This is a genomic window from Streptomyces sp. NPDC045846 (assembly GCF_056431605.1).
Genome location: NZ_JBWKKJ010000002.1, coordinates 416581 through 436002 on the forward strand (window position 1 = coordinate 416581; position 19422 = coordinate 436002).

The 19422-nt window shown below is 71.6% G+C and carries 13 protein-coding genes; 9 read left to right on the top strand and 4 right to left on the bottom strand.

Features of this window, described 5'->3' with window-relative positions:
• Window positions 1-364 precede the first annotated feature (364 nt).
• Together AC07F3_RS06815 and galE are read left to right on the top strand one after the other, a co-directional pair.
• Window positions 365-1984, top strand: coding sequence for a glycosyltransferase family 2 protein (locus AC07F3_RS06815; protein ID WP_479111173.1), 1620 nt, complete (start codon window positions 365-367; stop codon window positions 1982-1984).
• 26 nt (window positions 1985-2010) lie between these two features.
• Window positions 2011-2994 carry a UDP-glucose 4-epimerase GalE gene (galE, locus tag AC07F3_RS06820; RefSeq protein ID WP_479111174.1) on the top strand — a complete coding sequence of 328 codons (984 nt, stop codon included), beginning with the start codon at window positions 2011-2013 and terminating at the stop codon, window positions 2992-2994.
• Window positions 2995-3057: 63 nt separating this feature from the next.
• Here galE and AC07F3_RS06825 read toward each other — a convergent pair whose 3' ends face one another.
• The 3 genes from AC07F3_RS06825 to AC07F3_RS06835 are packed head-to-tail and all read right to left on the bottom strand — an operon-like array spanning window position 3058 to window position 8639.
• On the bottom strand, window positions 3058-4581 hold the full coding sequence (locus AC07F3_RS06825) for a DUF6056 family protein (RefSeq protein ID WP_479111176.1): 1524 nt from the start codon (window positions 4579-4581) through the stop codon (window positions 3058-3060).
• A gap of 24 nt (window positions 4582-4605) precedes the next feature.
• Window positions 4606-5772 (bottom strand): glycosyltransferase, encoded by a 1167-nt coding sequence (locus tag AC07F3_RS06830; RefSeq protein ID WP_479111178.1) that lies wholly within the window; start codon window positions 5770-5772, stop codon window positions 4606-4608.
• Window positions 5769-8639 (bottom strand): bifunctional glycosyltransferase/CDP-glycerol:glycerophosphate glycerophosphotransferase, encoded by a 2871-nt coding sequence (locus AC07F3_RS06835; RefSeq protein ID WP_479111180.1) that lies wholly within the window; start codon window positions 8637-8639, stop codon window positions 5769-5771. Before AC07F3_RS06835 ends, AC07F3_RS06830 begins: the two co-directional genes overlap by 4 nt.
• A 221-nt stretch (window positions 8640-8860) precedes the next feature.
• Between AC07F3_RS06835 and AC07F3_RS06840 the strand changes: the two genes are divergently transcribed.
• The 3 genes from AC07F3_RS06840 to AC07F3_RS06850 are packed head-to-tail and all read left to right on the top strand — an operon-like array spanning window position 8861 to window position 12806.
• Window positions 8861-11386 carry a YfhO family protein gene (locus AC07F3_RS06840; RefSeq protein WP_479111182.1) on the top strand — a complete coding sequence of 842 codons (2526 nt, stop codon included), beginning with the start codon at window positions 8861-8863 and terminating at the stop codon, window positions 11384-11386.
• Window positions 11387-11388: 2 nt separating this feature from the next.
• Window positions 11389-12378: a glycosyltransferase family 2 protein gene (locus AC07F3_RS06845; RefSeq protein WP_479111909.1), complete on the top strand. Its 990-nt coding sequence runs from the start codon at window positions 11389-11391 to the stop codon at window positions 12376-12378.
• Window positions 12378-12806, top strand: coding sequence for a GtrA family protein (locus AC07F3_RS06850; protein WP_479111184.1), 429 nt, complete (start codon window positions 12378-12380; stop codon window positions 12804-12806). The genes AC07F3_RS06845 and AC07F3_RS06850 overlap by 1 nt, the downstream gene beginning before the upstream one ends.
• A gap of 68 nt (window positions 12807-12874) precedes the next feature.
• Here the strand turns inward: AC07F3_RS06850 and AC07F3_RS06855 are convergent, their stop codons facing one another.
• Entirely contained in the window at window positions 12875-14896 is a 2022-nt protein-coding gene (locus tag AC07F3_RS06855) for a PIG-L family deacetylase (RefSeq protein WP_479111186.1), read from the bottom strand.
• Window positions 14897-15388: 492 nt separating this feature from the next.
• On the opposite strand from AC07F3_RS06855, the gene proB reads away from it, so the two are divergent.
• The 4 genes from proB (at window position 15389) to AC07F3_RS06875 (ending at window position 19252) form a co-directional block, all read left to right on the top strand.
• Window positions 15389-16516 carry a glutamate 5-kinase gene (proB, locus tag AC07F3_RS06860; protein WP_479111188.1) on the top strand — a complete coding sequence of 376 codons (1128 nt, stop codon included), beginning with the start codon at window positions 15389-15391 and terminating at the stop codon, window positions 16514-16516.
• Between the two features lie 153 nt (window positions 16517-16669).
• Window positions 16670-17128, top strand: a complete 459-nt coding sequence (locus AC07F3_RS06865) for a hypothetical protein (protein ID WP_479111190.1) — start codon at window positions 16670-16672, stop codon at window positions 17126-17128.
• A gap of 74 nt (window positions 17129-17202) precedes the next feature.
• A complete protein-coding gene (locus AC07F3_RS06870) occupies window positions 17203-18504 on the top strand; it encodes a glutamate-5-semialdehyde dehydrogenase (RefSeq protein WP_479111192.1) in 1302 nt (433 codons plus the stop codon).
• A gap of 79 nt (window positions 18505-18583) precedes the next feature.
• Window positions 18584-19252: an SCO2584 family spore wall biosynthesis protein gene (locus tag AC07F3_RS06875; protein ID WP_479111194.1), complete on the top strand. Its 669-nt coding sequence runs from the start codon at window positions 18584-18586 to the stop codon at window positions 19250-19252.
• Window positions 19253-19422: the final 170 nt, after the last annotated feature.

The window sequence follows — 19422 nt, forward strand, 5'->3', positions numbered from 1 at the left end:
CCCCGGCTGCCGCCGCCGGGTACCGGTGGTTCGGTGGCTGCTCGCGCCCCTGGCAGGCTCAGTGCTGGCCAGCACGGGTGGGGCAGAGCCCCAGGGTCTCTGCGGACCGTGCTGGGTTGCTCGCGCAGTTCCTCGCGCCCCTTGGCGGCGTGGTGCTGGCCCGCATGGGCAACCTCAGCCCGTCCGGCGTTTGAGGGCGAGCGCCGTTCAGGCGCGATCCGGGGTCTGGGGCGGAGCCCCAGGGCCTCTGCGGACCGTGCTGGGTCGCTCGCGCAGTTCCCCGCGCCCCTGGCGGGGTCGTGCTGGCCCGCACGCATTCGTCGGGTGTGATCGGGACCCGGGGGGTCGGTCGTAGGATTCTCGGGTGAGTCAGAGTTCCGCCGTCCCGGACGGCCCCGCGGGCGTCAGCGTCGTCGTCATCGCCTACAACGACGCCGGGCTGGTCGCCGACGCCGTCCGGTCGGCCCTCGCACAGGGGCCGGCCGTCGCCGAGGTCGTGGCCGTCGACGACTGCTCCCAGGACGGCACCGCCGCCGTCCTGGACCAGCTGGCCACCACCGAACCCCGGCTGCGCGTGGTGCGCCGCACGGAGAACAGCGGGGGCTGCGGAACGCCCCGCAACGACGGAATCGCCGCCGCCACCTCCCCGTACGTCATGTTCCTCGACAGCGACGACGTGCTGCCCCCCGGAGCCGTCGCCGCCCTCCTGGCCGCGGCGGAGGAGCACGGCACCGAGGTCACCGTGGGCCGGGCCGTGCGCCGCGAGCTGCCCGCAGGCCGCGACGTGCGCTGGCAGCCCGGCCTGTACCGGGAAGCTGCCGTGCACGAGTCGCCCGAGGCCGAGCCGAAGCTGCTCCACGACACGCTCTGCGTCAACAAGCTCTACCGCCGCGACTTCCTGAATGAGCGTCAACTCCGGTTCCCCGACGGCAAGTTCGTCTACGAGGACTTCGTCTTCACGGCGCGCGTGTACGCCGCGGCGCCCCGCATCGCCGTCGTGCCCGAGCTCGTCTACGTCTGGCACGTGCGGCGCGCCGCCGCCCAGGTCTCCATCTCGCTGGCCCGCAAGGACGTCGGCAACTGGCAGGCGCGGATCGCCGCCCACACCCAGGCCGTCGAGGCGTTCCGGGCGGCCGACCGCAAGGCGCTCGCCGCCGCCTGCCGCACCAAGTTCCTCGACTACGACCTGTGCCTGTACCTGCGCGAGCTGCGCGTGCGCGACGCCGGGTACCAGGCCGACTGGTGGCGGCTGACCCGTACCCACCTCGCCGGGTTCGAGCCCGCCGAGGTGGCCGCGGCCGCCGCCCCGGCCCGCTGGCTCGCCCAGGTGGTGCTCGCCTGCGACACCCCCCGTGACCTGGACCGGCTCTCCCAGCTCGCCGCCGAGCACCCCCGCCTCACCCCGCCGTACGCCACCGCGGAGTTGGGCCCGGTGTGGGCGGACGACCTGACCGTGCCGCTGGACGGGCTCGACGCGCTGCCCGCCGACCGGCTGCCCCTCGCCGTGGACGCGACGCTGCTGGCCGGCCGGCGCGGCATCCTCAAGCTCCACGTGCACGAGCTGTACGGACGGCTCGCCGCGAGCGGTGCCCCGTCCGGCGCCGACGTCGAGTTCGTGTCCCGGGACGGCGGCGAGAGCGCCCTGACCGTCACCGCGCCGCTGCGCGCCACCGAGGGCGGCTGGAGCGGGCAGGTGCCCGTACCGCTGGCGCGCCTGGCTGCGGCGGGCGGCCGCGGCACCCAGATCTGGGACCTGCGGGTCCGGGTGAACACCGGCCGCGCGCCGGGCCCGTACACCACGCTGCGGGCCCGGGCGGCCGGGCTGCGGCGCACGGCGGTCCCCGGCAGCCGGTACGGTGTTCTGCTGGTGCAGCCGTACCGGACGTCGAGCGGGTCGCTCGCGGTGCGGCTCGCGCCGGGAGTGCAGGGGGCCCTCGGGGTGGTCGGCGGCAAGCTGCGCAGGCTGGCCCGGAAAGCCCGGTAGAACGCGATGACGACGAGGACGCGCATATGACTTTTCTGATCACTGGCGGCGCCGGATACATCGGTTCCCATGTCGTGCGGGCCATGACGGCGGCGGGGGAGCGCGTCGTCGTCCTCGACGACCTCTCCACCGGTGACGCGGCCCGTCTGCCGCAGGGTGTGCCTCTGGTGGTCGGCTCCGTCCTGGACCGCGCGCTCCTGGACCGCACCCTCGCCGAGCACGCGGTCACCGGGGTGGTGCACCTCGCGGGCAAGAAGCAGGTCGGCGAGTCCGTCGAGATCCCGCTGCACTACTACCGGGAGAACGTGTTCGGTCTGACCGTGCTCCTGGAGGCCGTCGCCGAGGCGGGCGTGCGCACCTTCCTGTTCTCCTCGTCCGCCTCCGTGTACGGCATGCCCGACGTCGACCTCGTCACCGAGGCCACCCCCTGCCTGCCGATGAGCCCGTACGGCGAGACCAAGCTGGCCGGCGAGTGGCTGGTCCGCGCGGCCGGCAAGGCCCACGGCATCGCCACCGGCTGCCTGCGCTACTTCAACGTGGCCGGCACCGCCACCCCCGAACTCGCCGACACCGGCGTCTTCAACCTCGTACCGATGGTGTTCGAGAAGCTGGAGGACGGCGAGCCGCCGCGCATCTTCGGCGACGACTACGAGACCCCCGACGGCACCTGTGTGCGCGACTACATCCACGTCGAGGACCTCGCGGACGCGCACCTGGTCGCCGCCCGCAAGCTCGCCGAGTCCGCGAAGGCGGGCGACTTCCGCGACCTGACCGTCAACATCGGCCGCGGCGAAGGCGTTTCGGTGCGCGAGATGGTCGACCTCATCAACGAGATCAGCGGCCGCGGCATCGCCCCCGAGGTCCACCCGCGCCGCGCGGGCGACCCGGCGCGCGTCGTCGCCTCCGCCGACCGCATCGCCGAGGAACTGGACTGGAAGGCCCACCACGACGTGCGCTCCATGATCTCCTCGGCGTGGGCGGGCTGGCGCCACCACCGCGACGCCGTCTGAGACCCCGACACGGAGAAGGGGCGCCCTGGATTTCCTCCGGGGCGCCCCTTCTTCCTGTCTACGTCACGGCTTGTGGATGCGGTCCACTCCGTAGAACTTCGAGGTGCACTGCGCGACCCAGTCGCGCTTGTAGTTCTTGGTGAAGAACGGCTCGGCGAGCGAACCGATGTACATCGGCTTGTACGCCACGTCCGTCTCGCCCTTGGCGATCTCCGAGCGGATCTTCGCGTTCTGCTTGTCCCAGGCGATGCTGCGGTACACCGTCGAGACGGCGAGCTTCTGCACCGACGGCACCAGCGCCGCGGTCGCCGACAGCGCGAACGCGCCGACCAGGACCGTCGCCACGATCGGCACCAGACGCGGCGCGCGGCGCTCGACGATGCGCCGGCCGGCCCAGTGGCCGAGCAGCACGCCGTACCCGCACAGCGCGATCACCAGCGGGATCATGAAGTTCATCCAGGTACGGGCGTACGTCCAGCCCGTCGGCCCGTAGCCGCTGCGCAGCGCGTACGCCACGAGCAGCGTGCACAGCGCCATCAGCGGCACCGGAAGCACCGCGATCACACGCAGCATCACGACCGGCGGACGGTGGGCGGCCGGGGCCTCGCGGCGCGGCGCCAGCAGGGCCACGGCGAGGCCGAGGAGCAGACCCGCGGCGACGGCACCCAGGTAGATCCACTGGTGCAGGATCGTGTCCCAGATGTGGAAGTAGTCCTTGAACACGTCGCCGACGCTCATCTTCGTCGGCGGGGTCTGCGCCCGGCGCCAGCGGGCACCCGGCGAGGTGTACAGGAAGGTGAGGCCGATCACGGCCGCCACGCAGTACACCGCGGACCAGGTGAACGGGTACCAGCTCTTGGCGACCTTCAGCCGCGGCAGGCACACCAGCGCGGCCGTGCCCACCAGCACGCAGCTGACCACCGTGAACGGCTCGCTGAGCGTGCCGATCGCGAAGCCCACCACCGCGGTCACCACCAGGGCGGTGTTGCGCAGCGCCTTGCGGCCGGTGCGGAACGCCCAGATGCCGAACAGGAGCGCCCACAGGGCGATGATGAACGGCATCGTGTGCGAGATCGTCGCCGGGGTCCACAGGAGCACCTGGTAGGAGCGGGTGCCCGCGAAGAACAGCAGCGCCTCCAGGACCATCGCCACCGCGACGAGCAGCAGCAGCGGCGCCCGGGTGCCGAACGCCCGCAGGATCTCACGGCCCAGCAGCACCAGGCCGACGCCCATGGTGACCACGAGGATCACCGGAAGCACCTTGATGCCGGCCAGGCCGTCCGAGTAGATGATCCCGCTCAGGAAGGCGTTGGTGACCCGCCCGTTCTGGGTGTTGTAGAAGTCGGAGGTGATCCCGAAGACGCCCATGTCCCGGGACTTCCAGGCGGCGCACCAGTCGTCGGACGTGGGGCGCACGTACAGGCCGAGGAAGGACCCGACGGACAGCAGGATGCCGGAGACGGCGGTGATTATGCCCGCGGTCCACAGCAGAGCTCTACGGGCCCCCGACCGCTCGGGGCGGTCCGCGGCGGCGCTCGGCGCCGGGGCCGCGCTGTCGTCGGCGGCCACAGTGGTCGATGAGTTCATGATTCCAGGGGGTCTCGGGGACGGTCAGCGCTGGAGCAGGTCGAAAAGCGACTCCCAGCGCCGGACGATCTCCTCGGTCCGGTAGCGCTGGATGTTCTCACGGGCCGCCTCGCCGAGGCGGTCGCGCAGCTCCTGGTCGGCCAGGAGGCTGCCGAGGCGGCGGGCGAAGACGTGCGTGTTGCCGGGCGGGGCGAGCAGACCGTCCTCACCGTCGCGGATGATCTCGTGGATGCCGGGCGCGACGTCGAAGGCGACACACGGCACGGCGGTCGCCATCGACTCCATCAGCGACAGCGGGAAGCCCTCGCCGCGCGAGGCGAGCGTGAAGACCGAGCCGTCGCGCAGCGCGCCCGCGGGGTCGTCGGTGCGGCCCATCCACTCCACCGAGCCGTCCAGGCCGAGCTCGGTGCACTGACGGCGCAGCGCCTCCTCGTCGGAGCCCGAGCCGTAGATCCGCAGCGTCCAATCAGGGTGCACCGGAGCCACCTCGGACCAGGCGTCCAGGAGCAGGTCGGTGCCCTTCTCCTCGTGCAGCCGGCCGATGCTGACCACGTGCTTCTCGGTGCGCGGCGAGGGCACCTCGGGGAAGAACGGCAGCGGGTTGGGCATGAAGCCCACGTTGTCCAGGCGCTGAAGCGCCCACAGGTCGGCGTCCTCGCGGGTCAGCGCGAGCATCCGGTCGACGTCCTTGTAGAACTTCTTGACCCGGCCGAAGCGCGAGGACTTGCGGCACGTCTCGTACGACTCGTGGGTCATGCCGATGACGGTCAGGCCCGAGGTGTCGGCGAGCGCCACCCACTCCATCGCCCACACCTGGGTGACGATCACGATGGCGCCGGGCCGGGCCTGCTGGAACAGCCGGGTCATCTTCGCGGCCTGGGCGTGCATGCCCGCGGTGCGGGCGGCGCGGCGCCGGTGCTCGGCGACGTTCAGCTTGCCCTTGATGCCGCGCGAGCGGCCGGCCGACGGCGGGTGCGCGTCGTACAGCGTCGTCGTCGCGTACGGCAGGTCGTCGTCCAGCTCGAACGGGACCGACGGCGGGGTGATGCCGATGACGTGGACCCGGTTGCCGCGCTCCACGAACAGGCGGGCCATCTGGTGCGACCAGGTGGTCACGCCGCCCAGCTCGTTGACGGCGTTGGAGACGAGGAAGATGTCACGGCCGCCGTCCGTGGCGGTCACTTCAGTCACTTACCGCTCCCGGGAGTGAAGAACTTGGAGACGATCTGCTGGGCCGCGGTGCCCTTGTCGTACTCGCCGAACTCGGTGGCGAACCGCTCGCGGGCCCCGGCGAAGTCGGTGTCCGCGGCCTTGAGGCCGTCCACCGTCGCGAACAGCTCGCTCTCGGTGGCCACGACCGGGCCGGGCGCCTTGTCCCGCAGATCGAAGTAGGTGCCGCGGGTCTCGTTCGCGTACTCCTCGTAGTCGTACGCGAAGAAGATCATGGGACGGTCGAGCAGAGCATAGTCGAACATCAGGGACGAATAGTCGGTGATGAGACCGTCGGCCAGGGCCAGCAGCGGCGTGATGTCGTGGCCCTGCGAGACGTCGATGACCTTGCCGCGCACCGAGGGCGGCAGGACCACCTGGTTCAGGTAGTGCGAGCGGATCAGAAGGGTGTACCGGTCGCCGAAGCGCTCCGCGAACTCCTCGACGTCAAAGGGCAGTTCGAACTTCTTGACGGCGCCCGACTCCGAGGCCCGGAACGTCGGCGCGTACAGCAGCACCGTCTTGTCGGCGGCGATGCCGAGCTGCTCGGCGATCGGGCCGCGCACCCGCTCGCCGCTCTCCCTCTCCTGCTCGCGCGCCGCCACCAGGGCGTCGTTGCGCGGGTAGCCGACGCGCAGCAGCACCTCGTCGCGCAGCCGGAAGCCGCTGGCCAGGGTGCGCACATCGTGCTCGGAGCGGATCAGGAAGTGGTCGAAGCGGTCCAGGACCTTCTGGTGGTGGGCCTGGCCCGCCCGGTTCAGCAGCTTCATCTGCGGCACGTCGAAGCCCATCCGCTTGAGCGCGCTGCCGTGCCAGGTCTGGATGTACGTGGTGCCGGGCCGCTTGGTCAGCTTCATCGGGAAGCCCTGGTTGTCGACCCAGAACTCGGCCTGCGCCAGCGCCCGCAGATACGGGTAGCTCCACCGCTTGACCAGGGTCGCGTCCTTGGGGAAGCCGGTCGGCTTGGCGCCGTCGTAGGACCACACCGCCTCGAACTGCACGCCCCGGCGGCGCATCTCCTCGTAGATCGCCTTCGGGCTGTCGCTGTACTGCTTGCCCATGTGGCTCTCGAAGACCACCAGACCCTTGCGGATCGGCAGCTTGGAGAACACCTCGTGGTAGACGCGGATCTTGGTTTCGCCCGAGTTGAGGTCCTTCTTGGCCTTGCGGGCCTTGCGCAGGCCCTTCTTGGCCAGCGAGGCGGCCTTGCTCTGGAGCGCCTCGCCGATCAGCTCCTGGGTGCGGACGGAGGCCTGGCCCTCGGCCGTCAGCAGGTAGGACAGGTTGCCCTTGGCGGAGATCTCCGGCACCAGGCGGTCGGCGACCAGACGGGTCAGCCGCGGCCGGATGCGCAGCGGGCGCGCGTTCTCCAGCTCGATGCGGCCGGCGCCGAGCCGCGTCGGCACGCTCTCGCCGTCGACGCTCAGGTTGACCCACACGTCCCAGACCACGTCGATGATGCCGAGCGGCCGCAGCTTGCGGGCCAGGTCGGCCTCGGCCGTCCAGTCGAGCGTCTGGCCCGCGTGCTTCAGCGACGACAGCGGGAACCTGAAGGACTGGAGACTGGCGCGGCGGGCCCGGAACTCCAGGGTGCCGCTCAGCTTGGCGTCGGGCCGGACGCGGCCCAGCGGATTGACGACCGAGCCGCCGAGCCGCACCTTGCCGCGCCCGTCGTCCGCGTACGAGGTCAGACGGTTGCCGAGCGCCAGCTGGGTCAGCGGGCGGGTGTGGTAGCCGAGCTCCGTCACGTCCAGGAACTTGCGGCCGTCGGCGGTGTCGAGGTGCTCGCCGCACCAGTAGATCCGGCCGTCGCGCTCGATCAGCGGCGACGTCACGGTGTTGCGGCGGATCAGCGCGTCCACGGCGGGCAGCAGGTTGGCCCAGTCGCCCCGCTGGAGCAGGTAGGAGCAGATCGCCTGGATGGGCAGCACGCTGTCGTACGCCTCGGGCGAGAGGTCCGCCAGGTACTCGCGCGACAGCTCGGCGAACTCCGCCCGGTACTCCTCGTCACGGTGCGGCAGGTCCCGCAGGTGCAGGACCAGGTCGTGCTTGAGGAACTTGACGTCCTTGGCGAGCCGCAGCCCGTGCAGGTCGTTGTCCTCCAGGAGCGCCTCGATCCGGCGGTGGATCTCCAGCCGGTGCTCGTAGTTGGTCATCTCGTGGCGCCGGTTGGTGACCGACTTCACGGCCGCCTTCTCGTGCACGTTCCAGAAGTAGACCTGGTTGGGGATGAGGGTGATGCGGTTCGCGGCGAGGTAGGCCTCGGCGATGAACATCAGGTCCTCGTAGAACATGCCCTTGGGGAAGCGCAGGTCGTTGTCGAGGAGGAAGTCGCGGCGGTAGCACTTGTTGGTGGAGAGGGTGTCCCACACGAACAGGTCGGGGAGCTCGGTGATCGAGTCCAGGGTGCGCGTGGTCCGGTAGAGCCACGGGTACCACTCGGTGCGCTTCGTGGTGCGGGTGCCCTGCGTGAGGCGTACACAAAGGCCGGAAACGATGTCTGCCTGCGTCTGTTCCGCGGCCTCGAGGAGGTTCCGGCAGGCGTTGTGCTCCAGCACGTCGTCGCTGTCCAGGAACATGATGTAGCGGCCCGTGGCGTGGCCGATGCCCACGTTGCGCGGCTCGCCGCCGGCGCCGCTGTTCTCGGGCAGCTGGAAGGCGCGCACCCGGCCGGCGTGGGAGGCTTCCAGGGCCCGTGCGACCTCGAAGGAGCTGTCGGTGCTGCAGTCGTCGACGATCAGGACCTCGACGCTGTTCAGCGTCTGGTCCAAGACCGATTGGACAGCCGTCGGCAGGCGATCTGCGTCGTTGTAGACGATGACGATCACGGAGACGTCAGGCACTGGCACCTCAATCCACTTGTTCTACTCGCAGGCGCTTCAACGCTACCTGGTATTCGTGACGTGCCGTGCAGCCGCCCGGCCGCGCCCGGCCGCCCGGCACATAGGGCATCGTCAGGGCCCTCGCGGTGTGTCACCCGAATGTGTGGCGCGAAGGCAACCCCCGCGAGGCCCCACCCCTCTATAGGGAGAAGCGTGGAGAACCGAACCGAACGCACCAGGGAGCCGGGGTGCTGAAGACCTTGCCCCGCCCGGCCCGCGACCCGGGCAGCGCGGAACCCCGCACCGCACGGGCCGCATCCCGCGCTGCCCGGGTCGCACCCGCCGCCGCCGCGCTCGCCGCGATGGGCGCGTACTGCCTGGCCACGGCGCTGCGCGGGACCTACCCCTTCGGCGGGCGCTCGCGGGCCGTCAACGACCTCGGCAACCAGTTCGTGCCCTTCCACGCCCACCTGTGGGACCTCCTGCACGGGCAGGGCGGCGGCGACCTCCTCTTCAACTGGGACAGCGGCTACGGCGTCCCTTTCCTCGCCGACTTCCTCACCTATCTGATGAACCCCTTCTCCTGGCTCGTCGCGCTCTTCCCCCGCGACGGCCTGGAGCTCGGCGTCTTCCTGGTCACGCTGCTCAGCATCGGCGCGGGCACCGCCCTGATGACGGTCTTCCTCGGCCGGCTGCGCCCCGGGCCGCCCTGGCCGCGGGCGATCCTCGCCGTCGGCTACGGGATGAGCGGCTGGGTGACGTTCGACGGCTGGTCCGACCCCATGTGGATGTGGGGCCTCCTCTCCTGCCCCCTCATCGGCATCGCCACCGACTGGGCGCTGCACCGGCGCCGCTGGGTGGCCGGCACCCTCCTGGTCACCGCCTGCTGGGCCGGAAACTTCTACACCGCCGCCATGGCCACCCTCGGCATGGGCCTGGTCCTGCTGGTACGGCTCCTCCTGGACGCGCGCCCGCCGCGCGAACGCGGCCGGGCCCTGCTGCGCGCCACCGGCATGATCGTCACCGGTGTCCTGCTCGCCGGACCCGTCGTCACCGTCCCCTACCTGGCCAGCCGCGCCACCCAGCCCTCACCCGACGCCGCCTGGGACGGGGCGCCCGACGCCCGCGACTACGTGGCCCACCTGCTGCCCGGCGGCTACTTCACGAGCGCGCCCCGGGCCTGCGTCGGCATCCTGGCCCTGCTCCTCGTGCTCACCTTCCCCTTCCTGCGCACGGTGGCCCGCCGCGAGCGCGCCGCCTGGTGCACGCTGGCCGTCCTCGTCGCCCTCTCCTACACCTGGCAGCCGACCGTCCTGGTCTGGCACGGCCTCGCCATGCCCAACGGCAGCCCCTTCCGCGCCGCCCTGGCGCTGACCGCGATCCTGATCGCCATCGCCTGGCTCGCCCTGGCGCACGGCCCGGGCCCCCGCGAGCTCCTGCTGGGCGCCGGCCTGCTGCTGGCCCTGCTCGCCACCGCGAGCACCAGCGCGTACATGTCCGCGGCCACCTGGATCCTCACCCTGGCCGGGCTCGCCGCGTCGGGCGCACTGCTGTGGCTGCTGCACCGCCGCGGACCGCGCACCCCGCTCCTGTGCGCGCTGGCCGCCGTCGTCCTGCTCGGAACGACGGGCGCCGCCTGGTCCACCAGCGACATCCGCGACCGGCAGAGCTTCTGGCAGCCCCGGACCACCCTGGACGCAGACGCGCTGGCCGCCCGCTCCGCCGTACGCGCCCACGACACCTGGCCCACCGGACGCAGCGACCCCGGCCGGCACGAGTTCGCCGACAACGACCCGATGCTCCTGGGCGGCCAGGGCGGCTCGTACTACAGCAGCTACGTGCCCGCCCGGACCGCGAGCACCCTGCACGACCTCGGCGCCGGCTGGGAGATCGGCGGGCGCCACCTGCTGTCCTTCACCGACCCCGTGGGCCGCGCGATCATGGGCATCGGCAGCCACCTGGAGAGCTCGGCCACCGCGCCGCACGGATTCGTCCAGGTCACCGAGCCCGCCCCGCCGCTGGTCACACTGCGCCCGCCCGGCACACCCCTGGACTCGGCGACCCCCGACGCCTCCCTGTTCGCCCGCCGCGACCGCGTGCTCGGCGCTCCCCTCTACACCACGCCACAGCTCACGCCCGGCACGGGCACCACCCTGCACCTGCCCGCCGGGACCAGCACCTTCACCGCCCGGTGCGCCCCCGGCAGCACGGCCCAGCTGTACGCGCCCTGGTACTCCGGCACCGTCCGCGCGCTCGGCGTCGCCCTGCGCCCCGAGCCCGTGCGCCCCATGGCCAACCCCGGCGTGCTCGCCCTGGCCGACGTCCCCGGCGGCGGCGCCTTCACGGTGACGTTCACCTCCGACCGGGCCCAGGACATTCCCCGCACCCCCATCGGCTGCTACCAGCGTGGGACACTCGACAAGGTGGTCGACGCACTGAAGGCCACCGGCCCGGCCCGCATCACGGCCGGCGGCCACTCCATCGAAGCGGACTTCCGCCCCGGCGCCACCGGCACGGCCGTCATCGCGGTTCCCGCCGTCGACGGCTGGCAGTGCCGGGCGGACGGCCGGGCGGCGCGAACCCCCGGTACGCTCGGTGGGCTGATCGCCGTGGAACTGGCCGGGAGTGGCTCCCGCGTCGCCTGCTCGTACCATACTCCCGGGCTGAAGTCCGGACTGGCGGTGAGCGGTCTGGCACTCGCCACCCTGCTCGCTGTCGCCATCGGTGGGGCGCTCCGCACCCGCACCTGCCGCTCCTCTACTGGAAAGCACTGATGATGAAGCTGTCGGTCGTCGTCCCCTGTTACAACGAAGAAGCGGTCATCGACCAATTCGACGCCAAGACCCGCAGCGTGCTCGACACCCTCGCGATCGAGTACGAGATCTGCTACGTGGACGACGGCAGCCGCGACAAGACGCTCGTGCACCTGCGGGCGCTCGCCGAGAAGTACCCCGACGCCACCCGCTACGTCTCCTTCAGCCGCAACTTCGGCAAGGAGGCCGGCATGCTCGCCGGGCTGCGCGAAGCCACCGGCGACGCCGTGGTCATCATGGACGCCGACCTCCAGCACCCGCCGGAGCTCATCGAGCGGATGCTCGACCTCTACCAGCTGGGCCACGACCAGATCATCGCCCGCCGCACCCGCGAAGGCGACAAGAAGGTCCGCTCCGCCCTGAGCCGCATCTACTACCGCGCGGTCAACAAGTGGGTCGACGTCGAACTCACCGACGGTGTCGGCGACTTCCGCATGCTGTCCCGGCCCGCCGTGGACGCGCTGCTCTCGCTCGGCGAGTACAACCGCTTCTCCAAGGGCCTGTTCTCCTGGATCGGCTTCGACACCGTCACCTTCGACTACCAGAACGCGCAGCGCGAGGCCGGCGAGACCAAGTGGAAGTTCGGCTCCCTGCTGAACTACGGCATGGACGGCCTGATCTCCTTCAACAACCGTCCGCTGCGCATCGCGATCTGGCTCGGCATGGTCCTGGCCGGGATCGGCGCCGCCTACGCGCTGTGGATCGTCATCGACGCCATCACCAACGGCCCCGGCCAGCCGGGCTACACCACCCTCGTCGCGATCATCGTCGGCCTCGGCGGCGTGCAGATGGTGATGCTGGGCCTGATCGGCGAGTACATCGGCCGCATCTACTACGAGACCAAGCGCCGCCCGCACTTCCTGGTCAAGGAGGCGCACGGCTTCCCCGGCGAGCGCGAGGGCGTCGAGCGCCGCGAGGTGCGGCGCAACGACCAGCCCCACAAGGTGGTCTGATGCCCAGTCAGCTCGGTCAGGTGATCCGCTTCGGCTTCGTCGGCGGCGTCAACACCTGCACCTTCTACGCCTTCTACTGGCCGCTGCTGCACCTCGCGCACCTGCCGTACTTCGTGGCGTACACCATCGCCTTCCTGCTCAGCATGGTCGGCTCGTTCTTCCTCAACACCTACTTCACCTACCGCACCAAACCGACCTGGAAGAAGTTCCTGCTCTTCCCGCTCACCAACGTCACCAACTTCGTGGTGCAGAGCGCGGGCCTGTTCGCCCTGGTGCACTGGGTCGGGATGAACAAGACGATCGCCCCCCTGGTCGCCGCCGTGGTGGCGATCCCGTTCACCTACGTGCTGTCCCGCAAGATCCTGGTGCCGGGACACCGGGAGGCGGGCGAGTCCGTCCCGGTCGCGCCGAAGATACCGGTCAAGTAGCGGGCACCCGCGCCGCGAGAACACGGAAGGGGCGGACACCATCGGTGTCCGCCCCTTCCGCATGCCCGCTAGACGCGGCTGCCCGCGCTCTCCTTCACCGCCGGCGCCCACTCGCCGAACCGGGCACCCGGCCTGGTCTGACGGGACGCGTACAACTGGCCGTCCGTGCCGATCACCGCGAGCACGGCCCGCCCCGAGGAGTCCTGCGCCGCGCCCGGTATCCCCACGAACTGCACCCCCGGGCTCTCCCAGCCCGCCGCCTGCTCCGACTCCTGCGACGACGGAACCACCCGGCCCCCGTCGTCCCGGGCCGCCAGCACCAGCGTGCCGCCGTTCCCGCTCAGCCGGTACGCCGCGACCCGGCCGTAGCCGCCCGCCGGAGTACGCCGCGCCACCGTCCACGCACCACCGGGACCACCCGGCGAGGCGACCGCCACCTGGGCCGTGCCCGCCTGCCGGTAGACGGCCGACGCGCCGCCCTTGCCGTCCGCGACCAGGCTCACCGCGCTGCCCGACGGCGTCAGACCCGTCGGCGCCGACAGCTTCGGCACCTCACCCGGCGACGGCGACACCCAGTGCAGCACCGTCTTGGCGACGGGAGCCGCCACATGCAGCCGGCCCGACGGGTCCACCAGCGCGTCGATCCCCTCCACCACCAGCGGATGCGGCGGCTGCTTGCCCGGCGGGTGGTCCAGGAGCTGCCACGGCCCCCAGTCCTTGCCGCCCCGGCCGCTGCGCAGCGCCACATCGCCCGCCCAGTTCCGCGCCAGCACGTGCACCGTGCCGTCGGGCGCCAGCGCGGTCGCCGGGAAACCCGTCTCCAGCGACTTGTCGGGCGCCGCGTCCGGAGTACCGAGCGAACTCCACGCGCCGAACCTCGGCACCCCGTCGGCGCCCATCCCGCTCTGCAGGACGCACACCAGCTCCTTGTGGTGCTTCTGCCCCTTGAACGGCAGGACCGTACGCGTCGCGAACAGCTGAAGCGTTCCGTCCGCGTGGCGCACCACCTCCACCTGCGGATCCAGCGGCGAACCCGCGCTGCCCACCACGTCGAACGGCCCCGCCCACGGACCCTTGCCCGCGGCCCGCTCCACCCAGCAGCGCACCGCGCCGTTCAGCACCGAGAACGCCGCCAGCCGCCCGTCCTTCAGCGGCGCGATCCAGCGCGAGGTCCCCGGCGTGCGGGTCCGCGTGCCACGCGCCCAGCCGGCCCCGCCCGCCTTCAGCCCGTTCGGGCCCACCTTCAGGTCGCCGCAGCCCGACGGGTCACCGCAGTCCCGGTGGTCCACCCAGCCGTACGCGTTCAGGAGCTGCGCGGTACGCCGGGTGGTCGCCGCGTCCAGGGACGGCGGCGTGTAGTTCGTCGGATAGCCGAAGTAGTTGGTCACCGACGCGGCACGGCCCTTGCCCGCGCCCCAGTACCGCTCCATCGCCGCCTGCATGAAACGGGCCGACGCGGTGTGGTCCTGGTGGTCCAGATAGCTCAGCCCGCGCAGTATCGTCGGCGCGCTCATCATCGCCACCGTCTCGCGCGGAGCGTGCAGGGGAGTCGGGTCGAGGGTCCGTATCACCGTGGGATTGACCCGCGCGATCGCGGCCACCAGCGCGTCCGTGAGCTGGTCACGCGTATAGGCGCGCGGCATCCGCACCGTGCTGCCCGTACCCGGCAGCGTCGGCAGCTGATCGATCGCGCCCAGCCACAGACCCCGCATGCTCACCGGACGCGGCACGCTCACATAGCGCGCCTCGCACAACCCCATGTAGATCAACTGGCAGTGCGGAGCCGCCTGCAAGTAGTGCAGCTCCGAGCGGAACCCCGGCAGCAGCTCCACCGGCTCCACCGACCACGGGCTGTTGTCGTCGCCCGTCGCCATCAGCGCGTGGGCGGCCCGCAGCCCGTTGATCCGGGCCCGCGCGAAGCCCGGCCGGTCCGTCGGCAACGACTTGAACTGCGGACTCTTGGGCGCCGCGTTGCGGCCGTCCGACTCGCCACTGGTCATGCACACCGTCACCGACAGGGCGCCGCTGCGGATCGACTGCTCCAGATCCGGATTCATGAAGTAGATGCCGTCGTCGGCATGCGCGATCACATGCAGATACGCCTGGTCGGACCCGGCGGACGCAGGCTTCCCCGTGGTCGTCCCGGCGGACGGCCCCTGCACCCCCGAACCGCCCCGCGGTGCCAGCCACTGCCATCCTCCGTAGGCAAGAGGCGCCGCCACAAGTCCGCCCCCGGCGGCTTGCAACAGACGTCTACGAGACGGCGACGACGGCATCCGGCACGCTCCTTGTTGCGTCCATGTGAGCCGAGCCCCGCCCCGCACCCACCATGGAGTTGTTCGACTGGTCATCAGAAGGGAGGGCCAAGCGGCTGCGGAGGTTTCACTTCAGACGCTAAATTTGCCCGGCTGGTACGAAACAGCAAGGTACGGACGTGTGGGCTTCAGCACCCCATCGAGCCATCACTTCCCCAGTTTTCGTACTTTGTCGAACTTAAAGGTTCTCTGCTCGGTCACGGTGAGGCTGTCCGCCGATTGGAACTTCCAAGCGCCCGACACCCGTCCTGACATAGATTTCACCGTGTGACAGTGGCAAGGCAGCAGGTGGCGCAGGCCCGCAGAATCGTAGTCAAAATCGGCTCCTCCTCACTCACCACCGCCTCCGGCGGCCTCGACGCCGACCGCGTCGACGCCCTCGTGGACGTGCTCGCCAAGGCGCGCAGCGGCGGCGAGAAGGAGATCGTCCTGGTGTCCTCCGGCGCCATCGCCGCCGGCCTCGCCCCACTCGGCCTGCGCCGCCGCCCCACAGACCTCGCCCGCCAGCAAGCCGCCGCCAGCGTCGGCCAAGGCCTCCTCGTCGCCCGCTACACCGCCTCCTTCGCCCGCTACGGCGTACGCGTCGGACAGGTCCTGCTCACCACCGACGACACCAGCCGCCGCGCCCACTACCGCAACGCCTACCGCACCCTCGACCAACTCCTGGCCATGGGCGCCCTCCCCGTCGTCAACGAGAACGACACCGTCGCCACCGACGAGATCCGCTTCGGCGACAACGACCGGCTCGCCGCCCTCGTCGCCCACCTCGTCCGCGCCGACCTCCTCGTCCTGCTCTCCGACGTCGACGGCCTCTACGACGGCGACCCCGCCAAACCCGGCACCTCACGCATCGACGAAGTCCGCGGCCCGGCCGACATCGCCCACGTACAGATCGGCAGCGCCGGCAAGGCCGGCGTCGGCACCGGCGGCATGGTCACCAAGGTCGAAGCCGCCCGCATCGCCGCCGCCGCCGGCATCCCCGTCGTCCTCACCTCCGCCAGCCAGGCCGCCGACGCCCTCGCCGGACGCGCCACCGGCACCCACTTCCACCGCACCGGCCGCCGCTCCGCCGACCGCCTCCTGTGGCTCGCCCACGCCTCCACCCCCCAAGGCGCCCTCGTCCTCGACGACGGAGCGGTACACGCCATCGTCGAAGGCCACAAATCCCTCCTCCCCGCCGGAATCGCCGCCGTCGAGGGCGAGTTCGCCGCCGGCGACCCCGTCGAACTGCGCGACCCCCAGGGCCGCGCCGTCGCCCGCGGCCTCGTCAACTTCGACGCCAAGGAGATCCCCCAGCTCCTCGGCCGCTCCACCCACGACCTCGCCAAGGAACTCGGCCCCGGCTACGAGCGCGAAGTCGTACACAGGGACGATCTGGTCGTCCTGCACCCCTGAAACGGCTGAAAGTCCAGCCATAAGACAGACACCTTCAGGAAAACCACCCCGCGCCCGGCCTCGGGCTGGTCAACTTTGAAGCGTGGGTACGCGCGGGACGGCAACCCGCGCAGTACCGCACCGCATCGCACACAGCAGCACAGGAGGCCGCCGGTGAGACGAGCGCGCCCGGGGGAGGCGCCCCGAGGGACGACGGCTGAGCGGACCCTGACCAGTGTGGGGACGGGGGCCGACGTCGAACGGAGAGAGGTACCCGAAAAGCCCGGGGACACCCCCAGGCTGTGGCACATCACGCTGAGCGTGTCCGGAGCCGAGGCCCCGCTGAAAGAGGTCCGCCGCGGGCTCGAACAGCTCGCCCACGACCACCCGTTCCTGCTGACCAGCAGGTACGCCAACGACCACGCCGAGATCCGCTACTGGGAAGAGGCCCGCGACCTGCACGACGCGGCCGCCGTCGCGCTGCGCCTGTGGGGCGAACACCGCTCCACCGCCAAACTGCCGCCCTGGGAGATCGTCGGCCTCGAAGTGATCGACCGCGGCACCTACCACCAGCGACTCGCCGAGGGATACGGCCCGCCACCGGCCGCCCCCGTCGGCGTCCACCCTTTCTGACCCCGCTCCCCGGCACCGTCTCGGGGAGCGGAACAGGGGCCGGACGGCCACCCGCCGCCCATTAGTCTGCGGACATGGTTTCGCTCTCCTCGCCCTCCCCGGCCACCCCGTCCGACGACATGTCCCCGGTCACCCGGACCGCCCACCGGGCCCGCGCCGCGGCCGCCGAGATCGCGCCACTTCCGCGCGCCGCCAAGGACGAGGCGCTGCTCGCCATCGCCGACGCCCTCGAAGCACGGACCGCCGAGATCGTCGAGGCCAACGCCGTGGACGTCGCCAAGGCCCGCGAAGCCGGAACCAGCGAGACCGTCATCGACCGGCTCACCCTCACCCCCGACCGGATCCGCGCCATCGCCTCCGACGTGCGCGACGTGGCCGCCCTGCCCGACCCCGTCGGCGAAGTCGTCCGCGGCTCCACCCTGCCCAACGGCATCGACCTCCGGCAGATCCGCGTCCCGCTCGGCGTCGTCGGCATCATCTACGAAGCCCGGCCCAACGTCACCGTGGACGCCGCCGCCCTCTGCCTCAAGTCCGGCAACGCCGTCCTGCTGCGCGGCTCCTCCTCCGCCTACGCCTCCAACACGGCGCTGGTGAACGTGGTGCGCGACGCCGTCGGCGCCGCGGGCCTGCCCGCCGACGCCGTCCAGCTCGTCCCCGGCGAATCCCGCGACTCGGTCCGCGAACTCATGCGCGCCCGCGGCCTCGTGGACGTCCTCATCCCGCGCGGCGGCGCCTCCCTCATCCGCACCGTCGTCGAGGAATCCACCGTCCCCGTCATCGAGACCGGCACCGGCAACTGCCACGTCTACGTCGACGCCCAGGCCGACCTCGACATGGCCGTCGACATCCTGATCAACTCCAAGGCGCAGCGCCCCTCGGTCTGCAACTCCGCCGAGACCCTCCTCGTCCACCAGGACATCGCGGACGCCTTCCTGCCCCGCGCCCTGGACGCGCTCGCCGAGGCCGGCGTCACCGTCCACGCCGACGAGCGGGTGCGCGCGTACGCCGACGCCGCCAAGGCCACCGTCGTCGAAGCCACCGCCGAGGACTGGGAGACCGAGTACCTCTCGTACGACATCGCCGCCGCCGTGGTCGAATCCCTCGACGCCGCCGTCGCCCACATCCGCCGGTGGACCTCCGGCCACACCGAGGCCATCGTCACCACCTCCCAGGCCGCGGCCCGCCGCTTCACCCAGCTGGTCGACTCCACCACCGTCGCCGTCAACGCCTCCACCCGGTTCACCGACGGCGGCCAGTTCGGATTCGGCGCCGAGATCGGCATCTCCACCCAGAAGCTGCACGCCCGCGGCCCCATGGGACTGCCCGAGCTGACCTCGACGAAGTACATCGTGACCGGCGACGGTCACATCCGGTAACCGCACGCAACTCCCCGTAGAAGGGGGCGAGTTCGGCCACTCCCTGCCCAAAACGACCGCCCCGGGCTACGCTGAACGCGTGCCGGACGACGTAGGGGGCGGGCCGTTCCCTGACGGCTGGGAGCCCGACGACGACCGCGGGGGCGCGGACGATGACTTCGCCTCCGTGGTGTTCGACGAGGACTTCGTACGAGCCGCCGAGATCCACGAGCCGAGCGCCGTCGAGCGCCTGCTCGCCGCCGCCCAGGCCCGCGCCGAGGCGGAGGCCGCCCGCGCCCGCGCGGGCGGCGGAGCCCCCGACGACGACCTCTACGACGACCACGATCCCTACCACCCCGGCCGCGACCCGGACGACCTCGGCGGCCCCCGCCTGCCCGGCGGAGCCGAAGCGGGCCCCTACGGCCGCCACGGCGGCGTCCTGCGCCCCTACCGCGGCCGCGCCCGCTGGCACCGCCCCGTCGCCTGGCTCCTCGCCGTCGTCATGGGGATCGGCATGATCGCCCTGGCCTTCTCGGCCGTCTACCGGGGCGCCACGTCCGACCACGAGGACAAGGCCCCGCCCCCCGCCACCAGCAACGTCGACAACCCCACCAACGCGGCAGGCCCCGGCACCGCCGCCGCTCCCGGCGGCTCCGGCGGCCTGGGCCCGCCCCTCGGGGCCGCCCCCGAAACCCCCGCCACCCCCTCCGCCTCGACCTCGGCCGACTACGACGCCCCACCGGTCCCGGCGGCACCACGGGTGCCTTAGGGGGCGGTCGGGTGGGGTGGTGGTCGGGGGTTTTGTGGGGGAGGGCGGGAGGGCTTGGGGGTGGGGTTGAAGCTTGCGGTCGACGGGGTGGGGGCTCCTCCCCCCCCGCCCCCACCCCACCCGCCCCGCCCCCCTGAACAGCATCTGTAGATCCCCGTAGGAACTCGTCA